This is a genomic window from Paenibacillus baimaensis (assembly GCF_025567575.1).
In genome coordinates this window covers 323949-348138 of sequence record NZ_JAOQIO010000084.1, presented here as the reverse complement: position 1 = coordinate 348138, position 24190 = coordinate 323949, and the positions used below count along the sequence as shown (strand labels likewise).

The window sequence follows — 24190 nt, the reverse complement described above, 5'->3', positions numbered from 1 at the left end:
TATCATCTATAATTACTGGAGCTGGATTTGTTACCCCTTGACCGAGCCAACCGTTAAACCATGCACAAAATATTTTTGCAGAAATGGATACACCAGCAATATAGGAAGAATCGTCGCAATCACGGTAGCCGCCCTGAGTCCTTCAGAAGATAAACGTAACCGGACATCCTCAGGCTGCTGGGTCAACACATCCTCCGTGTTGGAAATCGTATCATATAAATAGATTTGAAGCGGCTTTAAATCCACAGCGTTAATATAAATCAAAGGGTGAAAATAATTGTTCCAGTAGCCCACCGCATAAAAGATACCCAGTGTTGCCACAACAGGAAGGGAAATAGGCAGAAGGATCGAAACCAGTATCCGAAGATTGGAGGCGCCATCCATCTTGGCCGATTCCTCTATACTTTCTGGCAGGCCTTCAAAGAAGGTTTTGCAAACAAACAGATTGAACGGGACGACCAGCAATGGAATGATCATCGCCCAAACCGTATCCAACAGACCCAGACCCTTCATAAGGATATAACCCGGAATAATCCCACCATAGAACAGCATACTGAACACATACAGGAGTACAATAAGCTTACGTCCCCGAAACTCCGGCTTGGACAACGGATAGGCGGCCATGATCGTAATGGTCATGCTCAGAATCGTGCCTACGATGGTGACGAACAGGGTCACCTCCAAAGCTTCCATGTAACGCGATTTGGTAATGACAAATTCAAATGCACTCAGGTTCATGCCAATCGGATAAAAGGAAACCTTATTGGCCATCACTGAGGCCTGATCGCTTAACGATTTGGCAAGCACATGGAGGAAAGGCAGTATACACACGATTCCGACCATGGCAAGAAAAGCAACATTCAGTGCATCGAACCAGCGACTCCCCAAGCTTCTACTCTTCATGCTTTAACCCCTCCTACCATATACTTCTTCCCAGATAACGGCGACTGATCGCATTGCTGGACATAATCAGAATGAAGGCAACCACCGACTCAAACAGTCCAAGCGCCGTAGACATGCTGAAATCGAGCTTCCCAAGTCCAATTCGATACACGTACGTCTGGATAATATCCGCTACATCGTATACGGCGGGATTGTACATCACAAGCACCTGCTCGAAACCGGCATTGAGCACTTGCCCCAATCGAAGTACAAACACCAGCAAGATGACCGGGCCAATACTGGGTACAGTAATATGCCACATTCTTTTGAATCGTCCGGCGCCATCCACGATGGCCGCTTCATATAGCTGCGGATCAATCGACGTCATTGCTGCAAGAAACAATATCGTGTTCCAGCCTGTGTCCTTCCAGCCATCCGTAAAGACGAGCAGCGTTCGAAACCAATTGGTGTCGGAGAAGAAGCTGATACTCTCAAAGCCAAGTGCCCCCAAGAGCTGATTCACCATTCCATACGAGCCCATCATCGAATAAAATAATCCGAAAATAATGACCCATGACAGGAAATGCGGCATATACACGATCGTCTGTATCCAACGCTTCATCCACTGCAGACGCAGCTCATTAAGCAGCAGGGCAATAAGGATCGGAACCGGGAACAAGAACAGCAGCTTGTACAAGCTGATCATCAGCGTGTTGGCAATGACTTGCAGAAAAGCCGGCTCATGAAAAATCCGCTCAAAGTGCTTTAAACCCACCCAGGGGCTTTTCATCACAGAATCCACGATGTTGTCTCCGATAAATAGATTAAAATCCTTGAAGGCCAGCGTAAGTCCATATAGCGGAATAAACTTGTATACCACCAGGAACAATATGCCGGGAATGGACATGAGATATAAATCGATATTTTTTCGAGCATAGCCCCAGAAGCCTGATTGGCTTGCTCCTGTCTTGCGAGTCTTCTCCCCGACTGAAGGCTGTCCGGGTAACGCGGTCGTTTTACTCATCCAACATCATTCCTTTCCGAAAAAGGGTTTACACCGCATTCTCTTTACTCTTACAATAGATTTGGGTAGAAGAAGCTTCTGTATGTATTGTATAGGGATCCTGTTATTGAATACAGAGGAGCGGATTACGATTTCTGGTGTTGCTTTATACACATTCGTGAAGTTGGATCCAAGGAGGAATTTGGTATGTATCGTGTACTCATTGTGGATGATGAAGCATCTGTGCGTTCCGGTCTGCGGGATTGTGTGGATTGGGCAGCACTCGGTCTGGAGCTTGCCGGCGAGGCGGAGGATGGAGAAATCGCGCTTTCCTTGGTAGCGTCAAGCTCCATCCATATCGTGCTGACGGATGTCAGAATGCCCCATATGGACGGAATTGCTTTGGCACAGAAGCTGAGGAACATGCATCCAGCCGTCAAGGTTGTCATGATCAGCGGCTTTGGGGATGTCGACTACTTAAAATCGGCCATTAAATTGGAAGCCGTAGATTATATACTGAAGCCTATTCGGCTTCAGGAGCTTCATGAGGTGCTTGCGCGTGTGGTCCGTCTTCTGCAGGAAGAGGATCAGACCAGGCAGAGTTGGCTGGCTCAGCAGATCAAGCTCAATCAAAGCATTCCTTTATTGCGCGAAAGATATTTAACTACACTGGTGGTGGATGGAACTCACTCAACCGAAACCCTTCAGGAGAAATTTCAGCTGCTTAATATTGATCTACCTGTAAAAGCGGCGCGATTGGGTGTTTTTGTCATCCGTATCGATGATTATTCAACCGCTCTGAGCGAGATGTCAGAGCGGGAAAAGCAACTGCTTTCGTTTGCACTGCTGAATATTAGCGAGGATATTGTGAAGCAGGACTACTGCGGTCATACCTTTGAGACCAAGCCTGGTGAATATGCCGGAATTGTTCACTTCCATACCGATGACGATGAAGAGCAGCTATTTACGACCCTTCAGGAATGCAGAAACCAAATCAATCGCCTGCTCAAGCGGAATGTAACGATTGGCGTCGGCTGCACGGTCCGGGATTGGAGCTCCCTCCCCGAATCCTATCGAATTGCCGCAGATGCAGCAGAGCATCGATGGTTCCTCGGGAAAAATCAAATCATTACAATGGACAGTCTGGCCAGCGTCCCCGAACCACACCATCATACCCTGCAGTTGGATGTACGCTCCTGCATATCCGTACTCAAAGCACCCAACTGGGAAACCGTTACACGCTTCCTCAATGAGGCCTTTGGAAAAGGCAAAGGAGCCGCACCGGTTCAGTACGGACGCATTATTAGTATGTATATGATTATTGCGTGCTCCGAGTTGCTGCTTGAGCTGGAAGCTTCCGTCACCGCAATCCAGGAGAGTGAACAGCGTCTGATGAACAAGCTGGCCGGATTTGAAACCGTTTCCGAGCTCATGTCTGCGCTGCTGGAGCATGTCCGCTTGACCTATGATGCGGTTGCCGACAAGCGGGAGCATAAGACACGTAATGTGGTCACGTTGATTAAAGGCTATATTGAGGAGCATTACGCCAAGGATCTGACGATAGCTGAAATCGCCGCTACGGTTTACCTGACAACGACGTACATCTGCTTGTTGTTCAAGCAGGAAACGGGTATGACGATCAACGATTACGTTATTGAAGTGCGTTTGCGGGAGGCGAAGCGAATGCTGGCCGATCCTCAGCATAAGACCTACGATATTTGTTATGCGGTCGGCTATAAGGACCCCAGCTATTTCAGTAAGCTGTTCAAGAAGCATACAGGCCTCACTCCCAGTGAATTCCGGGAGATACCCTTATGAGAACCCGTCTGGCCTTCCTTCTGTCCGGCATTTCCAAATCCAGCATTATCAAGAAATCCCTGCTGATTTATTTGGTTCTCATCCTGCTGCCCAGCTGCTTGCTTATGTATGGCTACTACCGTAAAACATCTGCCATTCTCGAACGTGACATGAGCACCTCCATGCTCCAGACACTCAAGCAAGCTGAATATAACATTTCAGGACGACTTGATCTCATCGAAAACATCTCTGATGGATTCATAGCCAATCCGGATGTGTTTGGCTTTTTGTCCAGTCTCGACAAGCCGTCCTACCTGCAATACGATGACTTTCAAGTATTGGAAAAGCTGGTGAGCAGCGGTGAAAGAAACCGCGATATTCGGCAGATCCGGGTATTCGTCCAGCCTGAGCTGATCTATGCGAATGAAGACATACATTTCTTTTCGCTTAAGGATATTCAGGATTCTAGTTGGCTGGGTAAGGCTCGTTCGAGGAATGGTGCGATTTATTGGGGAAGCACCCATCTGCAGTCCTATATTGGAAGCGAACCCGTTCATGTCGCTTCTGCAGCGCGCATCTTACATGATCCGAAGAATTACGACCGGATAATTGGTGCATTGGTCGTTGATGTGAAGGAGCAATTATTAAGACAAATTCTTGATCGCATTGAGCTTGCTCCCTCACAGGAAGTATTTATCATCGATAAGGAGGGAACTATTGTTTCCTTCCTTGACGAATCCAGAATCGGGAGTCATTCCGAGCTGTCAGCAGAGCATATGAACACCATATGGGAGCAGGAGGCCGGTTATTTCCAAACTGGCGATTCTTCGGACTTCACGATATTGTATCGTCATATTCCTCTCTCCGATTGGACTATCGTAGCCAAGCTCCCATCGGTTGAGGTTTCCGGAGAAAGTATTGCCTTGACCAAAATTTCGGCTGTCATTATTCTCGCAGCTTTCTCTATCGTTTTCATTTTTATTTTGGTACTCGCCTTTGCCTATGCAGCTGAAAGGTTAAACCGCAGGCTCCGGGAGCTGATCCTGGTTCTGAAGACGGAAGGCATCGACCGGCTGGATTCTCAGAATAGCGGCGACCTCAGGAAGCTCGAGCAGGGTGTAGCTCGTATGGTGCAAACCGTTCATGACCTCACCGCTGAATCGTATCAGGCCAAGCTACTGGAGCGGGACTCTCAGCTCAAAGTGCTGCAATCCCAAATCAACCCGCATTTTCTTTATAATACGCTCGATAGTATTCACTGGATGGCTGTCAGAAGGAAAGCTGATGATATCAGTGATATGATCGAATCCTTATCTGCTTATTTCAGGCAAAGCCTCAGCAAGGGCCGTTATATCGTAACGCTTGAAGAAGAGCTGCAGCTGATACGGTCTTACATGCATATTCAAAACAAACGCAATGATGATGGAATCCAGATGGTCTACCTTATTGAAGACGTTGCACGTTATTGCGACCTGCCCAAAATGATTATTCAACCATTGGTTGAAAATGCCGTTCTCCATGGTATCAATCAGAAGCGTCCCAAGCATGGTACGATCACGATTACGGCCTCCATAAAAAATTCGCTGCTGGCAATTACGGTGCTCGATGATGGTGTAGGCATCCCGCCAGAGCATCTTGAAACGCTGCTTGAACCACCTGCGGAACCAGCCACCATCCAGAGCTTCGGACTTTACAATGTTCACGAACGTATCCGATTATATTCACAAAATGAACCATCAAGCGGTATGGTAATTACTTCCGAATGGGGACGCTGGACATGTGTGGACATTGTTATTAAAATAACCCGACCTTCCGGTGATGAAGCAGCAGAGCTGACAGAAGGAAGCTCGGATCCCCATAATGATTAACAGCAGTTATCGGTTTGTGATTGCTTGCAGCTGTAAATTAAACAATAATCCAGCAATCCCTTAAACAGGAAAGCTGGATTATATGGCATGCATACGATTGTGAAGGTATAACCTTATCCTTTGATTCCCGTCATCGTCAGTCCTTCGATAAAGTATCTTTGCCCGATCAGGAATACCACAACAGCAGGTGCTATCAGTACCGCGGCCGCAGCCATCAGCAGACTCCATGCCGTAGTTAAATTGCCTCTGAATTGAAACAGGCCGAGTGCGACCGTAAACATTTGTTGATCACCGAGGTAAACCAATTGACCGAGGAAATCATTCCAGACGCCAACAAATGTAAACAGCAGCACAACCACCATCGCAGGCTTGATCAATGGAAGAATGATTTTTAAATAAACAACAAAATAATTAGCACCGTCAATAACCGCTGATTCATCCAGCTCCTTCGGGATCGTAAGCAGAAACTGTCTGAGCAAAAATATATTAAAGGCTCCCCCGCCAAAAAAAGCAGGAACAATCAATGGCCAAAATGTATTAACGAGGCCTATTCGGGACCAACCGATGTAAGTGGGGATCAGCGTGACGATGCTTGGCAGCAGGATGGTCATGATGACAATGGTAAACCAAAGGTTTTTTAACGGGAATTCCAGTCTCGCGAAGGCAAAGGCAGCTAAACCGCTGGTTAAGGTTACACCTATCAGGACGGGGATGATAATAATCAGTGTATTTTTAAAATAAAGCAGGAACGGAACACGGGTCATGGCCTCTGTATAATTTTCAAATCTAAAGACGTGTGGAAACCAGATCGGTGGAAATGCATAAATTTCCATGGTATCCATAAGAGAACTGCGAAGCAGCCAATAGATCGGCAAAAACACTAAAACGGACATCAATATGAGAAATACATACGTGCAAATAGCGCCTAATGTTCGAGAGTTCATCAGGATTTGCCTCCTTCGTAATGAACCCAGCCTGAAGATGATTTAAACAGCAGATAGGTTAGTAGTGAAATGATTACAAACAGAATCCAAGCCAGCGCACACGCATACCCCATACTCTGATGCTCAAAGGCTTCGCGATGTATAAAAAATGCGTAGAACAGCGTCGAATCCTCAGGCCCGCCCTTGGTCATCGTATAAGCTTGGGTAAATGTCGTGAAGGAGTTAACCAAACCCAGAATCACATTATAAAAAATAATTGGCGTCATCAGTGGAATCGTAACCGCTCTTAGCTTGTGCCACCAATTCCCACCGTCTATTTCAACTGCCTCATGCAAATGCTGGGGAACATCCTGCAGGCCTGCGAGAAATATAACAATCACATTACCCGAGCCCCACACAGCAAGAATAATCAGCGACATTACCGAGGTTTGCGGGCTGCCTATCCACAATTGCTTCTCGATTCCAAACCAGCCCAGAATATGATTGATCACACCAAAATCCACGTCATACAGCCACGTCCAAAGTATACTGCTCGCCAGAACAGGAATGATCGAGGGTATAAAGAAGATGGCCCGAAACAATGATCTTCCCTTAATATTCTGATTCAAAAACAACGCAATAATAAACGCATAGATCATCGAAGCCGCGACAGCGCCTACGGAATAGATAGCTGTAGCTTTCAGGGAGTTATAGAAAAACAAATCCTGTGTAAAAATGTTCGTATAATTGGCCAGCCCGATCCACTTGGCATCGGTTAATATGTTCCAATCCGTAAAGCTCAAATACAAACTGTACAGCATCGGACCTATGGTAAACAGGAAGATCCCAAGTATGGCAGGGAGTATACAAATGTAGCCCACCCATACCCGCTGCCTGTAAAAACTTTTGTAGCTGGCTGGCTTTGCAGTAAAAGTCTTGCTTGCCGCGGTCTGGATTGCAGCTGGCTTTGACACAGACATGGAGATCCTCCTCAAAGTTGTTGGAAATGAATGTTCCAAACCGAAGCATGCTGAGACTCGCAGGCACAGAGGTCTCAGCACACTTGCGATTCAGTGGCAGCAAAGTATAATTAATTCGCTTTGCCGCTCTCAAAAATCGGTTTGACCTTAGGCATAATATCATTAAGGATAGCTTCCTTGGCTGTCTTCGTTCCTAACCATACCGGATCCAGTCCAGGGTTCAGCACATCCGAAATTCTACCATATGTTGGGAGAAAAAACCATGGGGTCGGGTAAGTGGCTTTCAGTGCATAATCAATAACAGCAGTCTTGTACTCAGGAGGATGTACAGGGTTTTGCGTCCATCTTTTGATCAATTCAGGATCGGTATACCACTGCGTCTCGGCAGGCATCCAGGTTCCATTATCAATCAAAGCCAAGTTATTGTTTGGGTCCATCAAAAATTTATAAAGCTCTACGGTTTCTTTGACATGCTTGGATGTGTTAAAAATAACAAGCGGTGTTCCTGTATTGGTCGTTGCCGGCTTCTTGAAGATCGGAAGTACACCTATACCGTTCCTCAAGCCTTTACTAACCTGGGGTCCAATATTGGATAGCTCCCACTGACCGGACTCGACCATCGCTACCTTCTTGGTGAATAGCTTTGTCCCTACATCACCGGGCAGTGATTTAGCTTGCGCGGGATTTGGAGAGACATACTCGACCAGTGCCAAATCTGCGACTTTTTGAATGGCTTCTATCGTTTCCGGTTTGTCCAGCAGCAGCTGCTTACCATCCTGGCTGACCTCTCCGCCGCCATTGCTGATTGCAAACGGGGTCCAGAAGAAATCTGCGCCAGTACTCATTTGTATCCCGTATTGCACAATGTTTTTCGGGTCAAATCCGCTCTCTCCCGGGTGTTTGCCGTTTTTATCCTTCGTCAGCTTTTTGGCGGCATCCACCATCTGATCCCATGTCCAAGCCTTTTCCGTTTCGGCTGGCGGGTAAGGCACCTTGGCTTCATCGAATAAATCCTTATTGTAATGCAGCAGAACGACTTCGTTCGCCACACTATAGCCTACGACCTTGCCGTCAGGTGTCGTAAATTTATTGCTTTCCAGCTTAGGCTTCACCGAGCCGTCCTTGTAGTAGGGTGTTAGATCAAGCAGGACGCCGGATTCAGCCCATTTTAAAGCTTGGGCTTCCAGCAGATTCCCTAAATCCGGCAATGTCTTGGATGCAGCCATGGCGCTTAGCTTCGTGTTGTACTGATCATAGGGAATACTTTGATAATCCACTTTGATATTCGGGTGCGCCTTTTCAAAATTCGCTATCCCAATAGCATTGGCCGCATGCTCTTCCTTTTCGCCCCAATCGATGTACTTGATCGTGACCTGCTCACTGCCTGCTTGCTTGGCATCAGTCGTCGTTGTTCCTGCTGCCGGCGTACCTGCCGAGGTGCATCCCGCTGCCAAAGCTAGTGCCAATGCCGAAATGGTTCCCATTTTCAAAAGCTGCCCAATCGTTCCCATATAAATCCCTCCAAATAATATCGGTGTTCGTTATTTAATAGCCGTTTACCTTCCACTGCTCGATTCCTGTAGAAAGTCCCGTCTTGGCTGTAATGTTAAGACGGATTTTTGTGGTAGAGACAGGTGTAAAGGTTGTCGTATTGAATTGATTGCCTACAACTCCAAGACCTAAAGGACTTGCCACATTCACCCAAGCTGTACCATTCCAGTATTGAATCGAATACGATGCCGGCAGGTCGATACCCTGATCATCATCAAACCAATACACATTCGTGCTCGAAATGGTGTAGCTGCGGCTAAAGTCATACTGAACCCATTCCACCGCTCCAGGGTTATCCCAGTTTCCATACACCGGATGCCCTCGATCATTGGAGCTCGTTGGACTGTAACCATCGTTCAATCCTGTTATGCTTTCCCAGGATGAAACGAACGAGGTTGTGGCCGTACCCTGAGGAGCTATGTTGCTTACGGTGCCGACAGGATTAACGGTCATCGTAACTGTACTTGTCGACGATAAAGCACCATCATTGGCGGTCAGTTTAAATACATAAGTTCCTGCCGCTGATACCACTGCCGTCGTATTCAATGCTGCAGCATTGGCAAAGACAGCCGTTCCCGGTCCGCTCTGTAAGCTCCAAACTGTCGCAACTGCTCCGCCTGGAAGTCCGTCGTCACTCACCGTACCTGCTAAAACTACATTCGCAGGCAGTGTGAAAGTGCTGTTAGTGCCAGCGTTCACAACGGGTGCGGTATTCGGAGCTGCTGCTCCCAGCTGCAATTTGACATCATAGGTTGCAGCTGTTCCGATTGCGAGGCTGACAACGGTTTTGGCTCCATTTACTGCATTAACGGTTCCAGCCGCTGTATTATTGATCAGGATGTTATAGGAGCCTGCTGCCAGCCCTGTGAACGTAATCTTGGTCGTATGCGCCGTACCAGGAGTCACATTTTTCAGCGAAAGGTTCACATTGTTTTTTGCAATTGCCACTGTAGCGGACGTATACTGATCCCTTTCCATTTCCATTGAGAGCTTTTGCGTGATCAGATTCAGCTTCTGGAACAAGCCATCCTTTGGTGTAATCACGTAATTGAAGCCGCTTTGAGTAACATCGCTGCCATATCCGAACAAACCGAATATCGGGTCTACAGCTATGTCGGCGCTCAGAATTTTCAAGGCACCGAACAAGCCCAAATCAGCTTCACCAGCCATATCTCTCCAGCCGTTCTGCAGCGTGCCGTTGCCTACTCCCTGTCCGCCCAGGTTGCCTTTTTCCGCTTGGTACGTCCAGGATACGGTTCCAATATTCGCCGGGTCTGAGCTGATCTGTCCCGAGTTAATACTGCCTACATTGGCAATTTTGGCCGCATAGGACATCCGCTCGTCTTTTTCAGGTGTAGTTGAATGATTTCTCAGCCAATCATCCATCGCATATCCCGCTAAAGAAACAGTATACTGGAAATTCCACCAGTTTTCCCCACAAATTGTTACCGGGTCGGCATAATAATACCAAACAGGCTGGGATCCGCGTACGGCTCTGGTTTTTGTATTGATTTTGCCCATGATGCTCGTATTGTTGTTCATCTTCGCCAGCGTATAAACTGCTTCTTCGCCGGTATTGTCATAATTGTATTCGGAACCGTATGGATAGGTCGTGTTTTTGAAATTGTTATACTTGGTCGCCATCTTGGCGATGATATCATTGGCCTCAGTCGTCAAACCTTCATCCTGCAGGGCTTTAATAATGTCCGGTGTGGTCAACTCGCCCATCAACCCCGTATTGTAGTTGTAGGAAACCCCTGCACCATACAAAGCCTTGAAAATGTTGTACGCACGAAGCAGATACGTATTTTTTGGGTTTTTGTACGTAATGATGGAAGGGTACAGCTTCGCTATTTTATACATACTGAAGTACGTATTGTAAATATGCGGATAAGCATAACCCCGACCATTTGGTGTCGTGTTTGGTGCAGGCATCAGGAAATCATATATTTTATAGTCGGTATGATTGTTTGCCATCAGTTGATTCCAGATTGCCGTCTCCAGATATTCATCCACGGCCGTTATTTCGCTGGCAACCGGAGTGATGACATTCTTTTCAGCCAAAAACTGACCATGCGTCAAGCCCCAATCATCTCCCCATCCCCAATAACCGGAGAATGAGCCTCTCTTTGCCTTCGTGTTCATCATCCAATCATCAAATACTTTGTTATAAATTTTGGTTGGGTCATTCCATTGTGTCTTCTCCACCATAAAGGTCGCATGCCTTTGGAGCGCATTAGCAATTGGCTCTATGGCATAAAACTGCAGGACGGTTTTTTCACCTGATCCATAGTTGACCGTAATATTATTGGGTCCGAGATGGTTCAGATTTAACTGATAAATTTTATGATCGGTGCCTACGGTATTCAAGTACGTAATCGTCGTTTCGGAAGGATACTGCGCAGTAACCGAAGTAATCGTTTTGGATGTATGCAGATCAACCTTGGCGGTCATATCCGTAGAGAACATCATCCCTGGTATCGCTGTTACATCCACCAAGCCCTCACTGTACAATTTATCCTGTACGGCACTTTGATCCGCTACTTTGAAAAATTTAAACGCATAGGTTTTACTTTGATTAGGTGTAAGGATGAGGCTTGTGTTTGGTAAATACCCTCTGTTCGTGCTCTTGATCACATTGGAGTGAATGTAGTATACGTTCAACCCGTTGGCCCAACCACCTTGATCCTGTGCCCATGTGCTGCCCGGATGCTCTTCGACTCTCCAATGATCCTGATATTCAAATCCCGCACCTGTCGCTGTATCCGGCGTCATCAGCAGGGAGGCACCGATACCACTTGGCCTGGACGCTGTAATGTATGAGCTGTTATTGCCAATGAAGGAATGCGGTACAACTCGGGTTTCATAGATTTCATCGCCTCCTGACCAGAATTGATTGAACGGCAGCGGCAAGCCCAAATCGCCAATTTCAATATTTTGCGTGCTGGTGTTCGTTACATTGATTTGCCAGTATAGGTAATCACTGACCAGCGAGTACGTTTCCTCCACCTTGAAGTTTTTGATGCCCTCAGCGTTAGTGGAGTTCTGGTACGTAACGGTTACAGCATTTCCGTTTTGCGACTGTGTTCTGACATCCGCTGATCTATTAGTGGAAGCTTTCGTCCAAGCCCCGTTGCCCAGCTTGTAGGTGAACATCAGCTCTCCGAGCCACGCATGGTCGGCTGTATTTTGATTAGGCGCATTGACGGCATTCATCACATAGTTGGTAGGAAATGCATCTCCCGTTAACTGAAGTGAGGATATTTCACCATTGCTTCCTGTCTGAATATTGAAATTGCTGTTGGACAACGGAAATGCCCGTGCTGTCTCCGACGTGAAAAGTGTAAGTCCTAAGGCTGCCAAACCGATAAATGCCGTAATGATCAGGCCTTGCTTTGATTTTCCGAACATTCGCTTACCTCCATTTTCCTTAAAAGGCTGTTACGATTCTTCTTTAACCCAAACTGACATTTCATTGCGTCCCCGGTTAGCCCAAGCAAAGTAAGGAATGAACCGCGCCGTCACAGGTATGGTTTGAACTTCCGAATCGGCTTGATACAGCTGTCCTTCCCAGTCAGTTGCTTGAACCCTTTGAGCCGGTACCGTAATGACAGGAACTCCACCCAGAAGCTCCGATTCAAACTGAACCTCCTCCACCGCTTGTTTATCCAGAATGATTTGATGTAGATTCGCTCCGTTATCCACTTCTTCCAGACAGTAGACGATAGGTCCTCGCTGAAGCGCCACCTTGCCAATTGTCTCACGGACTAACGGATGTCCCCGTACCCGGCTTATCTGCATAGGAAGCAGCAACTCAACCACATCTCCCGACTGCCACCTCCGATGAATATGTACATATCCCTTAATCATCAGACCCTCATAAGCAGCCTCTTCTCCGTTGATGCTCAACATAAGACCTGCCTCTGCTCTGCACCACTTGGGAATCCGCAGCGCCAATGTAAACTCGGTCTCCTTTCTTGTTGTGATCTCAAAACGTACAGCACCCTCCCATGGAAACCGTGAGTCCTGCACTAATCTAACCTCATCCCCTCCTTCCCAGCTCATGGACACATCACTTCCTATATACAAATGCGTGTAAATGATTCTATTCTGAAGCGAATACATATAACGGCCAAGCGAAGCAAGCAATCTGGCAATATTGGGTGGGCAGCAAGCGCATCCGAACCAGCCTTGACGCTCCGACTTGACATGGTGAACATTGGCATTCCTATCGCAGGCATCCGGCCATACCTCAAGCGGATTCACATAAAAGAAACGTCGTCCGTCTCTCGACATCCCGCTGATCACCGTATTGTACAAAGCCTGCTCCATCACATCGGCATACTCGCTGTCCGCTTCGATTTGAAGCATTCTTTGGGCGAAAAAGATCAGTCCAATCGACGCACAGGTCTCGGCATAAGCCGTATCGCCGGGCAGATCATAATCCATCGTGAAGGCTTCCCCATACGCTGACGACCCGATCCCTCCGGTAATATACATGCGTTTAGTCACAATATTGCGCCATAAGCTTTTGCAGGCTTCAAGCAGCTCCTGGTCTCCTGTTTCAAGTGCTACATCCACCATACCCGAGCACATATAAACGACACGTACGGCATGACCCTCTGCAGACTTTTGCTGCCGCACTGGTAAATGAGCTTGGCTGTATGCCTTGTCATGCACCATATCCAGCGCGGGAAAATGGACCTTGTGTCCACGGCGCGCAAATTCCATTTCATAAAAATCAGGCTTCTGTCCCCGTTCGTCGAGAAAAAACTGACTTAAGCGCAAATATTTCTTTTGTGATGTCGTATGGTACAGCTTGACGAGCGCAAGCTCGATCTCCTGATGACCGTCATAGCCTTTTTGCTTGCCCTCCTCGGTGCCAAAGACCGAATCGATACAATCCGCCAAGCGACAGGCCACATCCAGGATCAACTTTTTACCGGTCGCCTGATAGTAGGCAACAGCGGCTTCGATCATATGGCCAGCGCAGTACAATTCATGGCATTCCGCTAAATTAGTCCACTTGTTACCTGGCTCTTTTAATGTAAAGTAGGTGTTCAAATATCCATCTGCCTGCTGTGCTTTGGCAATAATCTGAATCACCCCGTCGGCCACAGCCTCCAATTCGGGGTCTGGACCGGTTTCCAGCAAATAGCTGACTGCCTCAAGCCATTTGGCCACATCGCTATCCTGAAACACCATGCCATAAAATTCTCCCTGCTTCAGACCAGCCGCGATTTTAAAATTTTGTATAGCATGGCTTGGTTCCGCTCCTTCTACCCGATCATTCAGCGCTTCCCATTGGTAAGGTACGACAACATGCCGAACGAGCCGGACATACTCGGACCAGAAGTTATCCTGAATGCGCAAATGGCTGAGTGGAATGGGTTTGGAGCTTATTAAATGGTTCATGATGCGCAGCTCCTTTGTTTGTTTTGAATATTTCAAGTAAGCGCTTTATTGATTATCATACATGTTATATTATGGAATTAATACAATAAATACCAACCTGTTTTTTAAAAATATCAACCTTTTGGAGGGATGCCCATTGAACTCACCTATTCTTCATTTTATTTCTCCCCCTGTCCCTTATTTTATTGATTGCGGTAAGGACTTTTATCGGATTGGCGAACGTCATATCAGTAGAAAGCAAATTGGTGTATTCGATCTGATCGTGGTTACGAGGGGGACCTTATTTCTCGGGGAAGGAAATGATCAGTGGAGGGTTGACAAGGGGGAGGCTTGTATTTTAAGACCGGATGCCAGTCATTATGGGACTGAGCCTTGCAAGGAGGAAACCGATATTATCTGGATACACTTTCACACCTTCGGTGCCTGGGATGAATGCAACAGCATGAGTGATTGCCTTGAAAATCAATCCAGCCTAATCCACAAACACAAACAAACCGCCTATCTGAACCATAGTGAAGTGTGTTCGATCTTTATTCCCAAATATATGAAGCTGACTCCGAAAGCTATGGAGATTTTACAGCAATTTTTTCTGCTGGATTTGGAGCCGCGATCATTGCGAAATTGGAAAAGACAAAATTCCTTTCAGCTTTTCATGCAGCATTTGGATCGACAAATGGCGGCTACGACCGATGCGGCAGCCATTCATGTAGCGGAAAGAGTCGAATTATTTATACGGCAAAATTATACGCTCACGATAACCAATGCCCTGCTTCACAAGGAAATGAACTACCACCCTAATTATTTGGCAAAATGCATGCTTAAAGTTTACGGCACAACGCCGATCCATTATTTACAACTGTATCGGATCGAGCAAGCCAAAAAGCTTCTAATACAAACCGAGTGGTCGGTAACCCGTATTGCCGATGAGGTCGGATTCCATCACGGTTCTTATTTTTCTTCGTGCTTCTCACAGAAGGAGGGAATTTCACCGCTGAACTACCGCAAGAAGTTTATCAGACATGCATAGGCTTATGATTAAATAAATAACAGCAAACAGAAGCCCGATGAACTCATACGGGCTTCTGCTTGTTATATTCGCTCAAGAAATCGGCAATTTCGTCGGCACTTGGGATAGATTCTTGAGCTCCCGTACGTGACACTGCAATGGCGGAAGCAGCGCTGGCTTGTTGCAAAGCATCCCCGACTCCCAGTCCTTGCTGTCTAGCGACAATAAATGAACCGATAAACGTATCACCTGCAGCGGTTGTATCCACGGCATGTACAGAATAAGCAGGTGTAAAGATAGCTTCTTCCTGATTATTCATATAGTAAGAGCCTTTTTCACCCAATGTAATAATGACCTCTTTGACCCCTAATGCAATAATCTGACTAGCCGCTTGCTGAATGTTAATTAAATCTTTATCTAGCCGCACAGGCACTTTAGTCAAGCAATCCGCCTCGGATTCGTTTAATATCATGACATCGATTAAAGGAAATACATCCTCATCAATCACTAAGGCTGGAGTTGGATTTACATAAGTCACTATTCCTCGTTGCTTTGCTGCTTGGAGAGCGAAGCGCGTGCAGGCCCACGGTATTTCGTTCTGTACAAGTAAAACCGATGATGGCTCAAACAGCTCTGGCAACCCTTTTAAATCTTCTACAGTCAAGCACCCATTTGCCCCTTCGCTAAGGACAATGCTGTTCTGACCTGACTCATCCACTGCAATAAAAGCCATGCCAGTGTCGTTATCTTTCCGCAGTATTCGATCTATATTGACTTGGTGATTTTTGATACCAGACACGATATCACGGCTGTACAAATCGTTTCCAACCGCCCCGACTAACGTTACCTTACCGCCCGAAAGCGCCGCAGCAACAGCCTGATTGGCTCCTTTACCGCCGGGTTTTATCTCTGTCTTATAGCTTTGAAGCGTTTCTCCTGGCAGCGGAAGCTTGCGAATATAACAGATAAAATCCATATGAATACTGCCTACAACCACTATACCTCCCATTAAAACGACCTCCTTTTTGTCCTGGCCAAAATGCATATTTGTCTCACCATGTCTAACTAAATGCAATCAGCCGCTTCGAGGCACTATTCCTTCGATCCCGTATTTGCGATACCATTGACAAAATAACGCTGAAGCGGCAGTAAAACAAGGACAGGTACGATTACAGCTATGATGATCCCGGCGAACATTTCGTTCCAATAGGTTGCAAACTCGGTAACAAAGTCGCTTAAAGCAACCTGTATGACTTTATACTCCTTCGAGCGGGTTGCGATCAACGGCCACATGAAAGACTCCCACTGATGGATAAAGATTAACAATCCCGCACTTACCGTAACAGGCTTACACAGCGGAAGGATGATGCCCGCATATATTTTGAACCACGATGCCCCGTCAATTCGAGCCGATTCGATAAGAGCCTTGGGCAGATCAAGAAAAAATTGCCTGTAAAGGAAAATGACTAAACCATTAGCTAGGCCCGGAACAATGATACCGGAGTAAGTATCAATCCACCCCAAGCTATCAACCAAACCATAAAGAGGAATCGCGATAACCTCAAAAGGTATCATAAAAGTGAGAATAACGAGGAAGAACAATAAAGCTCTGCCCTTAAATTCGAAATATACAAAAGCAAAAGCAGCCATAGAAGCGATGACCAGCCCCACCACAACATTAACAATGGAGACATAAAACGTGTTAAAGAAAATACGGCCGAAGCCTCTTTCTACAAATAAGGAGGTATAAGCATCAAAAGTAATCTGAGTCGGGACAAACGTTCTCCAGGAAACAGGAGACATATAGCGAAAAATCTCATCCAGAGGTCGCAGCGAAGATACAAGTGCAAACGCCAAAGGAAGCAGAATGATTAATCCCAGAAGGATGTGAGCGAGATACAGTAAAGGAACCGAGCCTTGATTACTTTTCATGGAATCTCCTCCTCTCTAGTGCTTTGCCTTCAGAAATTTGAATTGCAAGGCAACAATACTCAAAGTTAATAACAGCAAAATAATAACAATCGCAGAAGCCCTGCCTGAATCGGAGTAAAGAAAAGCACTGTTATAGCTCTCCAGCATCAGGACATTCGTGCTGTGCTCCGGTCCTCCCTGGGTAAGAATGTACATCGGGGAAAATAACAAGAAATTGGATACCGTTACGGATACCGCAACAAAGGTGATGGAACGTTTCATCATCGGAAAAGTGACCTGTTTAAACTGCTGCCAGCGGGATGCTCCATCCATGGATGACGCCTCGTATAACGACACGGGAACCTCCTGCAAACCGGCCAAAAAAAAGATAGCCCAATACCCGATACCTTTCCAGGTCGCTATGCCGATAATGGAAGCAAGAGCTTGCTTAGCGCCAGTTAGAAAAGGCTGCTGCTCCATTCCCAGACCAACCAGCATGGAATTGACAACTCCTTGTTCAGGACTCAGCATGATGTTCCACAGGATACAAGCGGTCGAAACCGAAACGGCAACAGGAACAAAATGAATCCCTCTAAACAGCGCGATATGCTTGAGTTTGGCATTAAGCAGCAGGGCCAGCATAAAAGCAAGAATGACCTGAATCGGATTAACGAATACATTGAAGAGCAGCGTAATTTTCAGAGAACTCCAAAAAACCGGATCTGTAAAAAGAAAGCTGTAGTTTTGCAAGCCGATGAACGCTTTGCCTGCGTTTAAAAAAGACGGTGCATAAAAGCTGTCCTCCAAGCCCTTGAATACCGGATACAGCTTGAACATCAACAAGCCGACAATGGCTGGAAATAAAAATATATACGGGGTTATTCTCCCTGCGTTAATACCAATCACCTTCAATCCTCCAGATTTCTAACAGCCCAAAAAGAAAGGGATGAGGAAATGGGCTCCCCATCCCAGCGCGGTAGTTTACTTCACCACGGATTGATATTTCTTTAATTGACTGTCTATTAAAGTTGCGGCATCATCCAATGCTTTCTTCGGATCCGTTCCATTTTTGATATCCTCAAATGCCTTGTTCACGTTGTTTTCCCACTCCAGGTAACCTGGCGTTTTCGGGCGCACAGCTGCTGTTTCGCGTGCTTCGCCTGCAGCTAATTTCATGATGCTATTCGGAAAGTCCTTATATTTGGGATCTTTATCGACTTGATCCAGCAGCTCCAGGCTGGCTGGCAGCGCACCATTTTCATTGAACCAGATTTGTGAGCCTTTTCCTAACGTCAAATACTTGATAAACTTGGCTGCTGCTTCTTTTTTAGTTGAATATTTGGAAATACCCACATGCCAGCTGCCGGTAGGAGTCGCAACTTTACCTCCTGCAAAATACGGATGAGGAGCTATCCCAAAATCCATACCTGCATCTTTAATCCGGGGCATATTTTGGGTTGAAGCCAAGAACATCGCCACTTTACCGGAAATAAAGTAATCCAATGCTTCCTCACGTTTGATTTTCGGACTAATCTTCTCTTTATTGAACAGGTCCGAGTAGAACTGAAAAGCGCTCACCATTTCCGGCGAATTCGTGTAATCCTTGGCTATCAGACCGTTGTCACTCAGCACCTTCGCATTTTTACTTTGTCCAAGAGATATAAGCTGATAAGCTTTGCCAACCTGGTCGAAGCTGAAGCCAAACTGATCATTTTGATTATCGCCGTTCGTATCCTTGGATAGTTTCCTGCCGATTTCCAGTACGTTCTCCCAAGTCATTCTGTATGTCAATTGATCGGATGGAAACGAAACGCCTGCTTTCTGGAATAACTCTTTGTTGTAAAACAGGACGACACTGGAGGTGTTCATCGGCGCTGCCATTAATTGTCCCTGATAAGACCCTGCATCTGTTGCCGAGGGTATCCATTTTTGCTTAGCATCAGCGCCAAGCAGAGCATCAAGCGGCTCCAAGTATCCTTTTAACGAATAGCCCATTGTCAGCGGGACATCGACAGAGATCACATCCAGATCCTGAGCTTTGGAAGCAAGCTTGATTTCAATCGTTTCGGTCAGTTTGGTCGAAGGACTGAGCTGTAGATTAACTTTGATATTAGGATTTTCCTTTTCAAACTCTTCGATAACCTTTTTGATAGGCTTTTCCCAGATCGAGTTAGCCAAGTACGATATTTCAGTCGTTCCTGAAGAATTATCTGCTTGTTTGGCGGGTTGAGAACCTTTGTCAGGAGCATTGGAGCATCCTGCAGCTAGCAGCAGAGCAAGAGAGCACAAGATACTGGTTTGTATTTTTTTCAGAGTAAATCCCCCTTATCTAAATGAATGTGTGTCAGCAAAACACTCTTTCTTTTAACAGCTTCAGAAAGGAGTCACGGTCCACTTCAAGGCAAACCTCAACATTTCCCTCTTCATTCGGCTCCCCAACCGTAATTCCCGTCGGATGTCTATGATCGTAATCAACCTGAATGCTCATCCTTCTGGTTGTTACCAATTGGCGGTTTACCAGCATCGCAACAGCCAAGGGATCATGCATAAAGGTAAAATCTCTTTTCCGATAATCCATATAGCCTTCGATTTGTTTGGTCAACGTAATCGCCAGCGGGGTTCCCGAGGCTGCCAAATCGTCTTTGTCCTGTCTCGTTATGGACACCTGTCTCGTAACATCAAGCCCTACCATAAGGATCGGAGCTCCGCTCGAAAATACCAGCGATGCCGCTTCGGGATCACATTTTACATTATGTTCAATTGCAGGGAGCTCAATAGCGCTGCTGCCCAATCGTACGACCCCGCCCATCATGATGATTTCCTTGACATTCTTGACAAGGCGTGGCTCACGTATAATGGCTGCAGCAATATTCGTCAGAGGCCCGATGGTCACTAAATTAATCTCTCCCGGATTATTCATAACCGTTTCGATGATATAATCAACAGCGTGCTTGCCATCCTTCATGCTCTGATCTTCAATATCCAGGCCTTCGCCCTCAATCCCTGCCCAGAACACTTCACGGTTGTGCAGTAGGGTTTGTACAATTCCAGGATAAACGTCGACCTCGATGTCGCCGCACAACGCCATAATTTTCTTGGCAATCTTCGCACGGACATGTACGTTACCGTATACCGTTGTCACGCCTTCAAGCTGAATTTCCGGTGATCTTAGTGCAAGCGACAATGCGACGGCATCATCTGAGTCTGTTCCAATATCTGTGTCAAGTATCATGCGATTCATTGCTGTGTCCCCCTAATTATTGTGTAAGTTATTAGCGATTCATAACTAAAGTATAGATGGAATAGGAGGAGACGAATACGGATGATATTTTAAGATCATAGATGACAATCTAAAGATAATGTTATTCCCGGCCAGACATGGCACGATACTCCTGTGGCGATACTTCATAATAGCTTTTAAACAATTTTGTGAAATAGGGGGTATATTGATAACCGAGCTGGGCGGAAATTTCATAGATTTTGGCCTTTGTATTTCTTAACAAGTAGGCAGCCCTCTCCATGCGGTACCGGTATATATATTCACTCAGGTTCTCACCCGTTTCTTGCTTGTACGTAACCGACAAGTAGGCTGGATGCAGATGCACATGCTCGCTAATCGCCTGCAGGGTTACATCCTCGGATAAATAACGTTCAATATATTGATGAATTTGCAAAACATAGGAGCCCCTCGTTACCTTACTGCCGGCGGTAACGCGTTCATGAATTCGTTCGAGAACCAACATAGCCCACCCATGAAGCTGCTTCACCGTACGAAATGTGGTGACGTGATTCCCTGTCATATACTGCTCCTCTATCACATCCGCTATTTGCAGTCCGTTCATATGAATCACATAGGTGTAAGCGTTCGTTAAAGCAAAATATACTTCCGCTACATACTCCGCGGTGTCCATACCATTGCTGCTTAACTCTTCGATAATATAATTTAATCTCACCTGCGCATCCTCCCACCGAGCCGTTTCAATCAACTGTAAAAACGTTGGAGGCTCATGCAAGCGCTGTAGAGGGCGCAATGGTGTTTGTGGGGGTTGATCCCATAAGCGAAGAAAGAGCTCCTGCTCGCTGCCGGGCAGCCTTCTGAACAGCTGCAGAGATTTTTGATATAACTCCGCGGGACATACAGGGAAAGCTTCGAAGTCGCTGACAACTACCGAGATTTTCCCTTGCAAATATATCGTTATATAATGCTGCAATTGCGGGATTAACTGCTCGATAGCCTTTTTTCCGGGAACGTCCGACACATCACTGTTTTTCATTTTGATCAAGAAAGCCAGGTAATGACTGTCATCCTTGCATGCCCAGACTTCAAAATGCTCTTGCAGTACTTCCTCAGTAATATTAACGACGGCATATTCAAACAAAGAAATGCTGCGCTCGTCATATTCCAGAAAACGATTTTCAATTCTTAGCAGCATGACGGCCACCCGATCCCCTGTGAAGAAGGGAATATTTAACCGTTCCATTTCTTCTATCAATTTGTCTGGGGCCAAGCTCTTCCCTTTGAGTAAATCGAGCAGCAGCGACGCCTGTAAGCGCACCAAATGAGATCGTAGTGTTTCGTGAGCCTTTTGATTTGATACTGTAGCTTTCCTTCTTTGCTGTAAAACCTCAGCCGTTTGAAGAATCGTTTGCAGCAGCTCGTCCTTCTTCACAGGCTTGAGCAGGTACGCCGCTGTATTGGTTTTTAGCGCCTGCTGTGCATATTCGAACTCGGCATAACCCGATAAGAGTATACACTCGATATCCATTTGTTTTTGTTTGATATATTGGCAAAGCTCAAGTCCTGACATCCCTGGCATGCGAATATCCGTGATCACAATATCAATGGGAAATTGTTCAATAAATTGCACGGCCTCCGATCCAGATGAAGCCGTATACACGTGTTCAAAGTTCATGGTTTGGGTAATAAAAACTTCCAAATCCTCCAAAATAACCGGTTCATCGTCAACCAGAAGCAATCGAATCATGTTGGTAACCCTCTCTCCAATAAATAGTTACAGTTAACCCTGTCAAGCTTGATGCAGCTCTCACGTCCAATCCGGAACCTTCCCCGTACCAATATTTCAACCGTTGATGCACATTCCAAAGCCCATATCCGATGGTTTCATCCATAGGCTGATCAAGCTGTTCCGTTAGCTGCTGCAGCCTATCCACAGAAAGACCAACACCGTTATCTTCAATCGTTAAAAAAACATTTTCCCCTACCCTCTCTCCGCTTATAACAATGGTTCCTCCACCCAGCTTCGGCTCCAGGCCATGAACAATAGCATTTTCCACAATAGGTTGGATGAGGAGTCTTGGCATACGTATGTCCATCATTTCTTCAGGAACGTTAATTTCGTATTGAATCCGCTGCAGCCTTAGCAAATGAATTTCCAAATAATTTTTCACTAATTTCAGCTCATCCCGCAGACATGTATCGGGATCGTCAAGCCGGGTGATATAACGATAATAATCACTCAGGTTATAAGCCATCGCGATAACAGACTCTTTGCGGCCAAGACTTGCAGAGCTAATGATGAAGTTTAGACAGTTATATAGAAAATGAGGATTAATTTGCGCTTGAAGCTGCCTCAACGTAGCCAATCGAGATCGGTTCTTTTCTTCATATACATTTTCAATCAAGTGCTGAATTTGCCCAGCCATATCATTAAATCGAACAACCACAAAATCAAATTCATTATAAAACCATTGATTCAGTCTCACACTGAAATCGCCATTTTGGAATTTTTTCAATACACCGGTAAGTGCGTGCAGAGGAGCCTGAACATGTTTGTACAACAGGAAGGAAGCCAGTATCCCTACCGCCAGCAATAGCATAATAAAGCCGTAGAAGAAGTTTCGAATCTTGGTAATGGGAGATAAAATTTGCTCTAGCGGTGTGTAATCGACAATATAATACCCAAGTGCTTGTGAATAGACGTAGTTGACCAGATAGGTTTTTTTACCGACTTCAGTAACAAAGTCTCCCTTATCCTCCAATAGGTTTTTAAAAAGGTGATCCACTACAGTATTTGTAGTTTGTTTATCCGAGGTTCGGTTGTAGCTGATATGATTTTGCCTGTCAACCATGAACGGATCGCCCTTGCTGCCCGCCTTCAACTGATCCAGCAGAGAAGTCATATTTTGCTCATAAAACGCCACTTCCACAATAACCACACTTTGATCCAGTGTTCCATTTTCATTTATCGGTCCGCCAGCATAGTATATGAAGGATGACATATCCGGACGGAAGGGATCTGACCTGTAGCTCCAACCGGAATTTCTTACATTTTCATCCAGTTTCTGCTCGTCATAAGGAACTTGACGCAACGTGGTAGACAGCGTTTTGTGAACGGATGGAAAATACAGTGTAATATCGTTGTACCAGCTGTTGGCGGAGCTTTGAAGCGTCAGCTTCTCCTGAACGGTCGATTCAATCTGATTGAAAGGCTGTTGTTCACCAGCCAACATAATTCTTTCCATGCCCAGGACCGTTGTATCTCTCGTAAGTGTGATCGCATTCATAGCTAAGCTTAGGGCTATCGAATCTAATTGTTTGCGGAAAAACTCCAGCTGATTGCTTTTTTCCTTTTGCAGCAGTCCCTCCACCACCTGAACGCTAACCTGATTCGATAATCCGTAAAGAAGTAAGATCGGTATGAGAAATATGAAGATGACGGCATTGATTTTCGAAAAAATATTTTTTTTGATTATCATTGGAATCCCCTTTGCATAGTTGCTGTCCTTCCATCCTCGAGCTGTTCTGTTCTCGCAACACGTGGCAATTATAATATATTTATAGATCATCCTACCATTATAAATTATTAGTTAAATCGTCATTCCAAAAAACATAT

General features: G+C 45.9%; 17 protein-coding genes. 3 read left to right on the top strand and 14 right to left on the bottom strand.

What is annotated here, in order from left to right; translation table 11 throughout:
- Positions 1–30 precede the first annotated feature (30 nt).
- A complete protein-coding gene (locus tag OB236_RS20685) occupies positions 31–903 on the bottom strand; it encodes a carbohydrate ABC transporter permease (RefSeq protein WP_262685699.1) in 873 nt (290 codons plus the stop codon).
- Between the two features lie 13 nt (positions 904–916).
- Positions 917–1906, bottom strand: coding sequence for an ABC transporter permease (locus OB236_RS20680; protein WP_262685698.1), 990 nt, complete (start codon positions 1904–1906; stop codon positions 917–919).
- A gap of 186 nt (positions 1907–2092) precedes the next feature.
- Between OB236_RS20680 and OB236_RS20675 the strand changes: the two genes are divergently transcribed.
- Entirely contained in the window at positions 2093–3703 is a 1611-nt protein-coding gene (locus OB236_RS20675; RefSeq protein WP_262685697.1) for a response regulator, read from the top strand.
- Positions 3700–5550 carry a sensor histidine kinase gene (locus tag OB236_RS20670; RefSeq protein WP_262685696.1) on the top strand — a complete coding sequence of 617 codons (1851 nt, stop codon included), beginning with the start codon at positions 3700–3702 and terminating at the stop codon, positions 5548–5550. The genes OB236_RS20675 and OB236_RS20670 overlap by 4 nt, the downstream gene beginning before the upstream one ends.
- Positions 5551–5663: 113 nt before the next feature.
- On the opposite strand, the gene OB236_RS20665 is transcribed toward OB236_RS20670, so the two are convergent.
- From OB236_RS20665 to OB236_RS20645, 5 genes are all read right to left on the bottom strand, one after another.
- On the bottom strand, positions 5664–6494 hold the full coding sequence (locus OB236_RS20665) for a carbohydrate ABC transporter permease (protein WP_262685695.1): 831 nt from the start codon (positions 6492–6494) through the stop codon (positions 5664–5666).
- Positions 6494–7453, bottom strand: coding sequence for a carbohydrate ABC transporter permease (locus tag OB236_RS20660; RefSeq protein WP_083689080.1), 960 nt, complete (start codon positions 7451–7453; stop codon positions 6494–6496). Before OB236_RS20660 ends, OB236_RS20665 begins: the two co-directional genes overlap by 1 nt.
- Before the next feature lie 110 nt (positions 7454–7563).
- The gene (locus OB236_RS20655) at positions 7564–8964 is read right to left on the bottom strand and encodes an ABC transporter substrate-binding protein (protein WP_262685694.1); all 1401 of its coding nucleotides are present in this window, start codon (positions 8962–8964) and stop codon (positions 7564–7566) included.
- Between the two features lie 34 nt (positions 8965–8998).
- The gene (locus OB236_RS20650; protein ID WP_262685693.1) at positions 8999–12415 is read right to left on the bottom strand and encodes a DUF5695 domain-containing protein; all 3417 of its coding nucleotides are present in this window, start codon (positions 12413–12415) and stop codon (positions 8999–9001) included.
- Positions 12416–12445: 30 nt separating this feature from the next.
- Positions 12446–14419 carry a glycoside hydrolase family 127 protein gene (locus OB236_RS20645; RefSeq protein ID WP_262685692.1) on the bottom strand — a complete coding sequence of 658 codons (1974 nt, stop codon included), beginning with the start codon at positions 14417–14419 and terminating at the stop codon, positions 12446–12448.
- Positions 14420–14555: 136 nt separating this feature from the next.
- On the opposite strand from OB236_RS20645, the gene OB236_RS20640 reads away from it, so the two are divergent.
- Positions 14556–15446 carry a helix-turn-helix transcriptional regulator gene (locus OB236_RS20640; RefSeq protein ID WP_262685691.1) on the top strand — a complete coding sequence of 297 codons (891 nt, stop codon included), beginning with the start codon at positions 14556–14558 and terminating at the stop codon, positions 15444–15446.
- Positions 15447–15489: 43 nt separating this feature from the next.
- Here the strand turns inward: OB236_RS20640 and rbsK are convergent, their stop codons facing one another.
- The 7 genes from rbsK to OB236_RS20605 form a co-directional block, all read right to left on the bottom strand.
- Positions 15490–16434 carry a ribokinase gene (rbsK, locus tag OB236_RS20635; RefSeq protein WP_262685690.1) on the bottom strand — a complete coding sequence of 315 codons (945 nt, stop codon included), beginning with the start codon at positions 16432–16434 and terminating at the stop codon, positions 15490–15492.
- An 83-nt stretch (positions 16435–16517) separates the two neighbouring features.
- Positions 16518–17357, bottom strand: coding sequence for a carbohydrate ABC transporter permease (locus OB236_RS20630; RefSeq protein ID WP_262685689.1), 840 nt, complete (start codon positions 17355–17357; stop codon positions 16518–16520).
- Between the two features lie 15 nt (positions 17358–17372).
- On the bottom strand, positions 17373–18242 hold the full coding sequence (locus tag OB236_RS20625) for a carbohydrate ABC transporter permease (RefSeq protein ID WP_240418838.1): 870 nt from the start codon (positions 18240–18242) through the stop codon (positions 17373–17375).
- Between the two features lie 75 nt (positions 18243–18317).
- On the bottom strand, positions 18318–19514 hold the full coding sequence (locus OB236_RS20620) for an extracellular solute-binding protein (RefSeq protein WP_262685688.1): 1197 nt from the start codon (positions 19512–19514) through the stop codon (positions 18318–18320).
- Between the two features lie 166 nt (positions 19515–19680).
- Positions 19681–20577 (bottom strand): nucleoside hydrolase, encoded by an 897-nt coding sequence (locus tag OB236_RS20615; protein ID WP_262685687.1) that lies wholly within the window; start codon positions 20575–20577, stop codon positions 19681–19683.
- A 121-nt stretch (positions 20578–20698) separates the two neighbouring features.
- A complete protein-coding gene (locus tag OB236_RS20610; RefSeq protein ID WP_262685686.1) occupies positions 20699–22321 on the bottom strand; it encodes a response regulator in 1623 nt (540 codons plus the stop codon).
- Entirely contained in the window at positions 22299–24053 is a 1755-nt protein-coding gene (locus OB236_RS20605; protein WP_262685685.1) for a sensor histidine kinase, read from the bottom strand. Before OB236_RS20605 ends, OB236_RS20610 begins: the two co-directional genes overlap by 23 nt.
- Positions 24054–24190 lie beyond the last annotated feature (137 nt).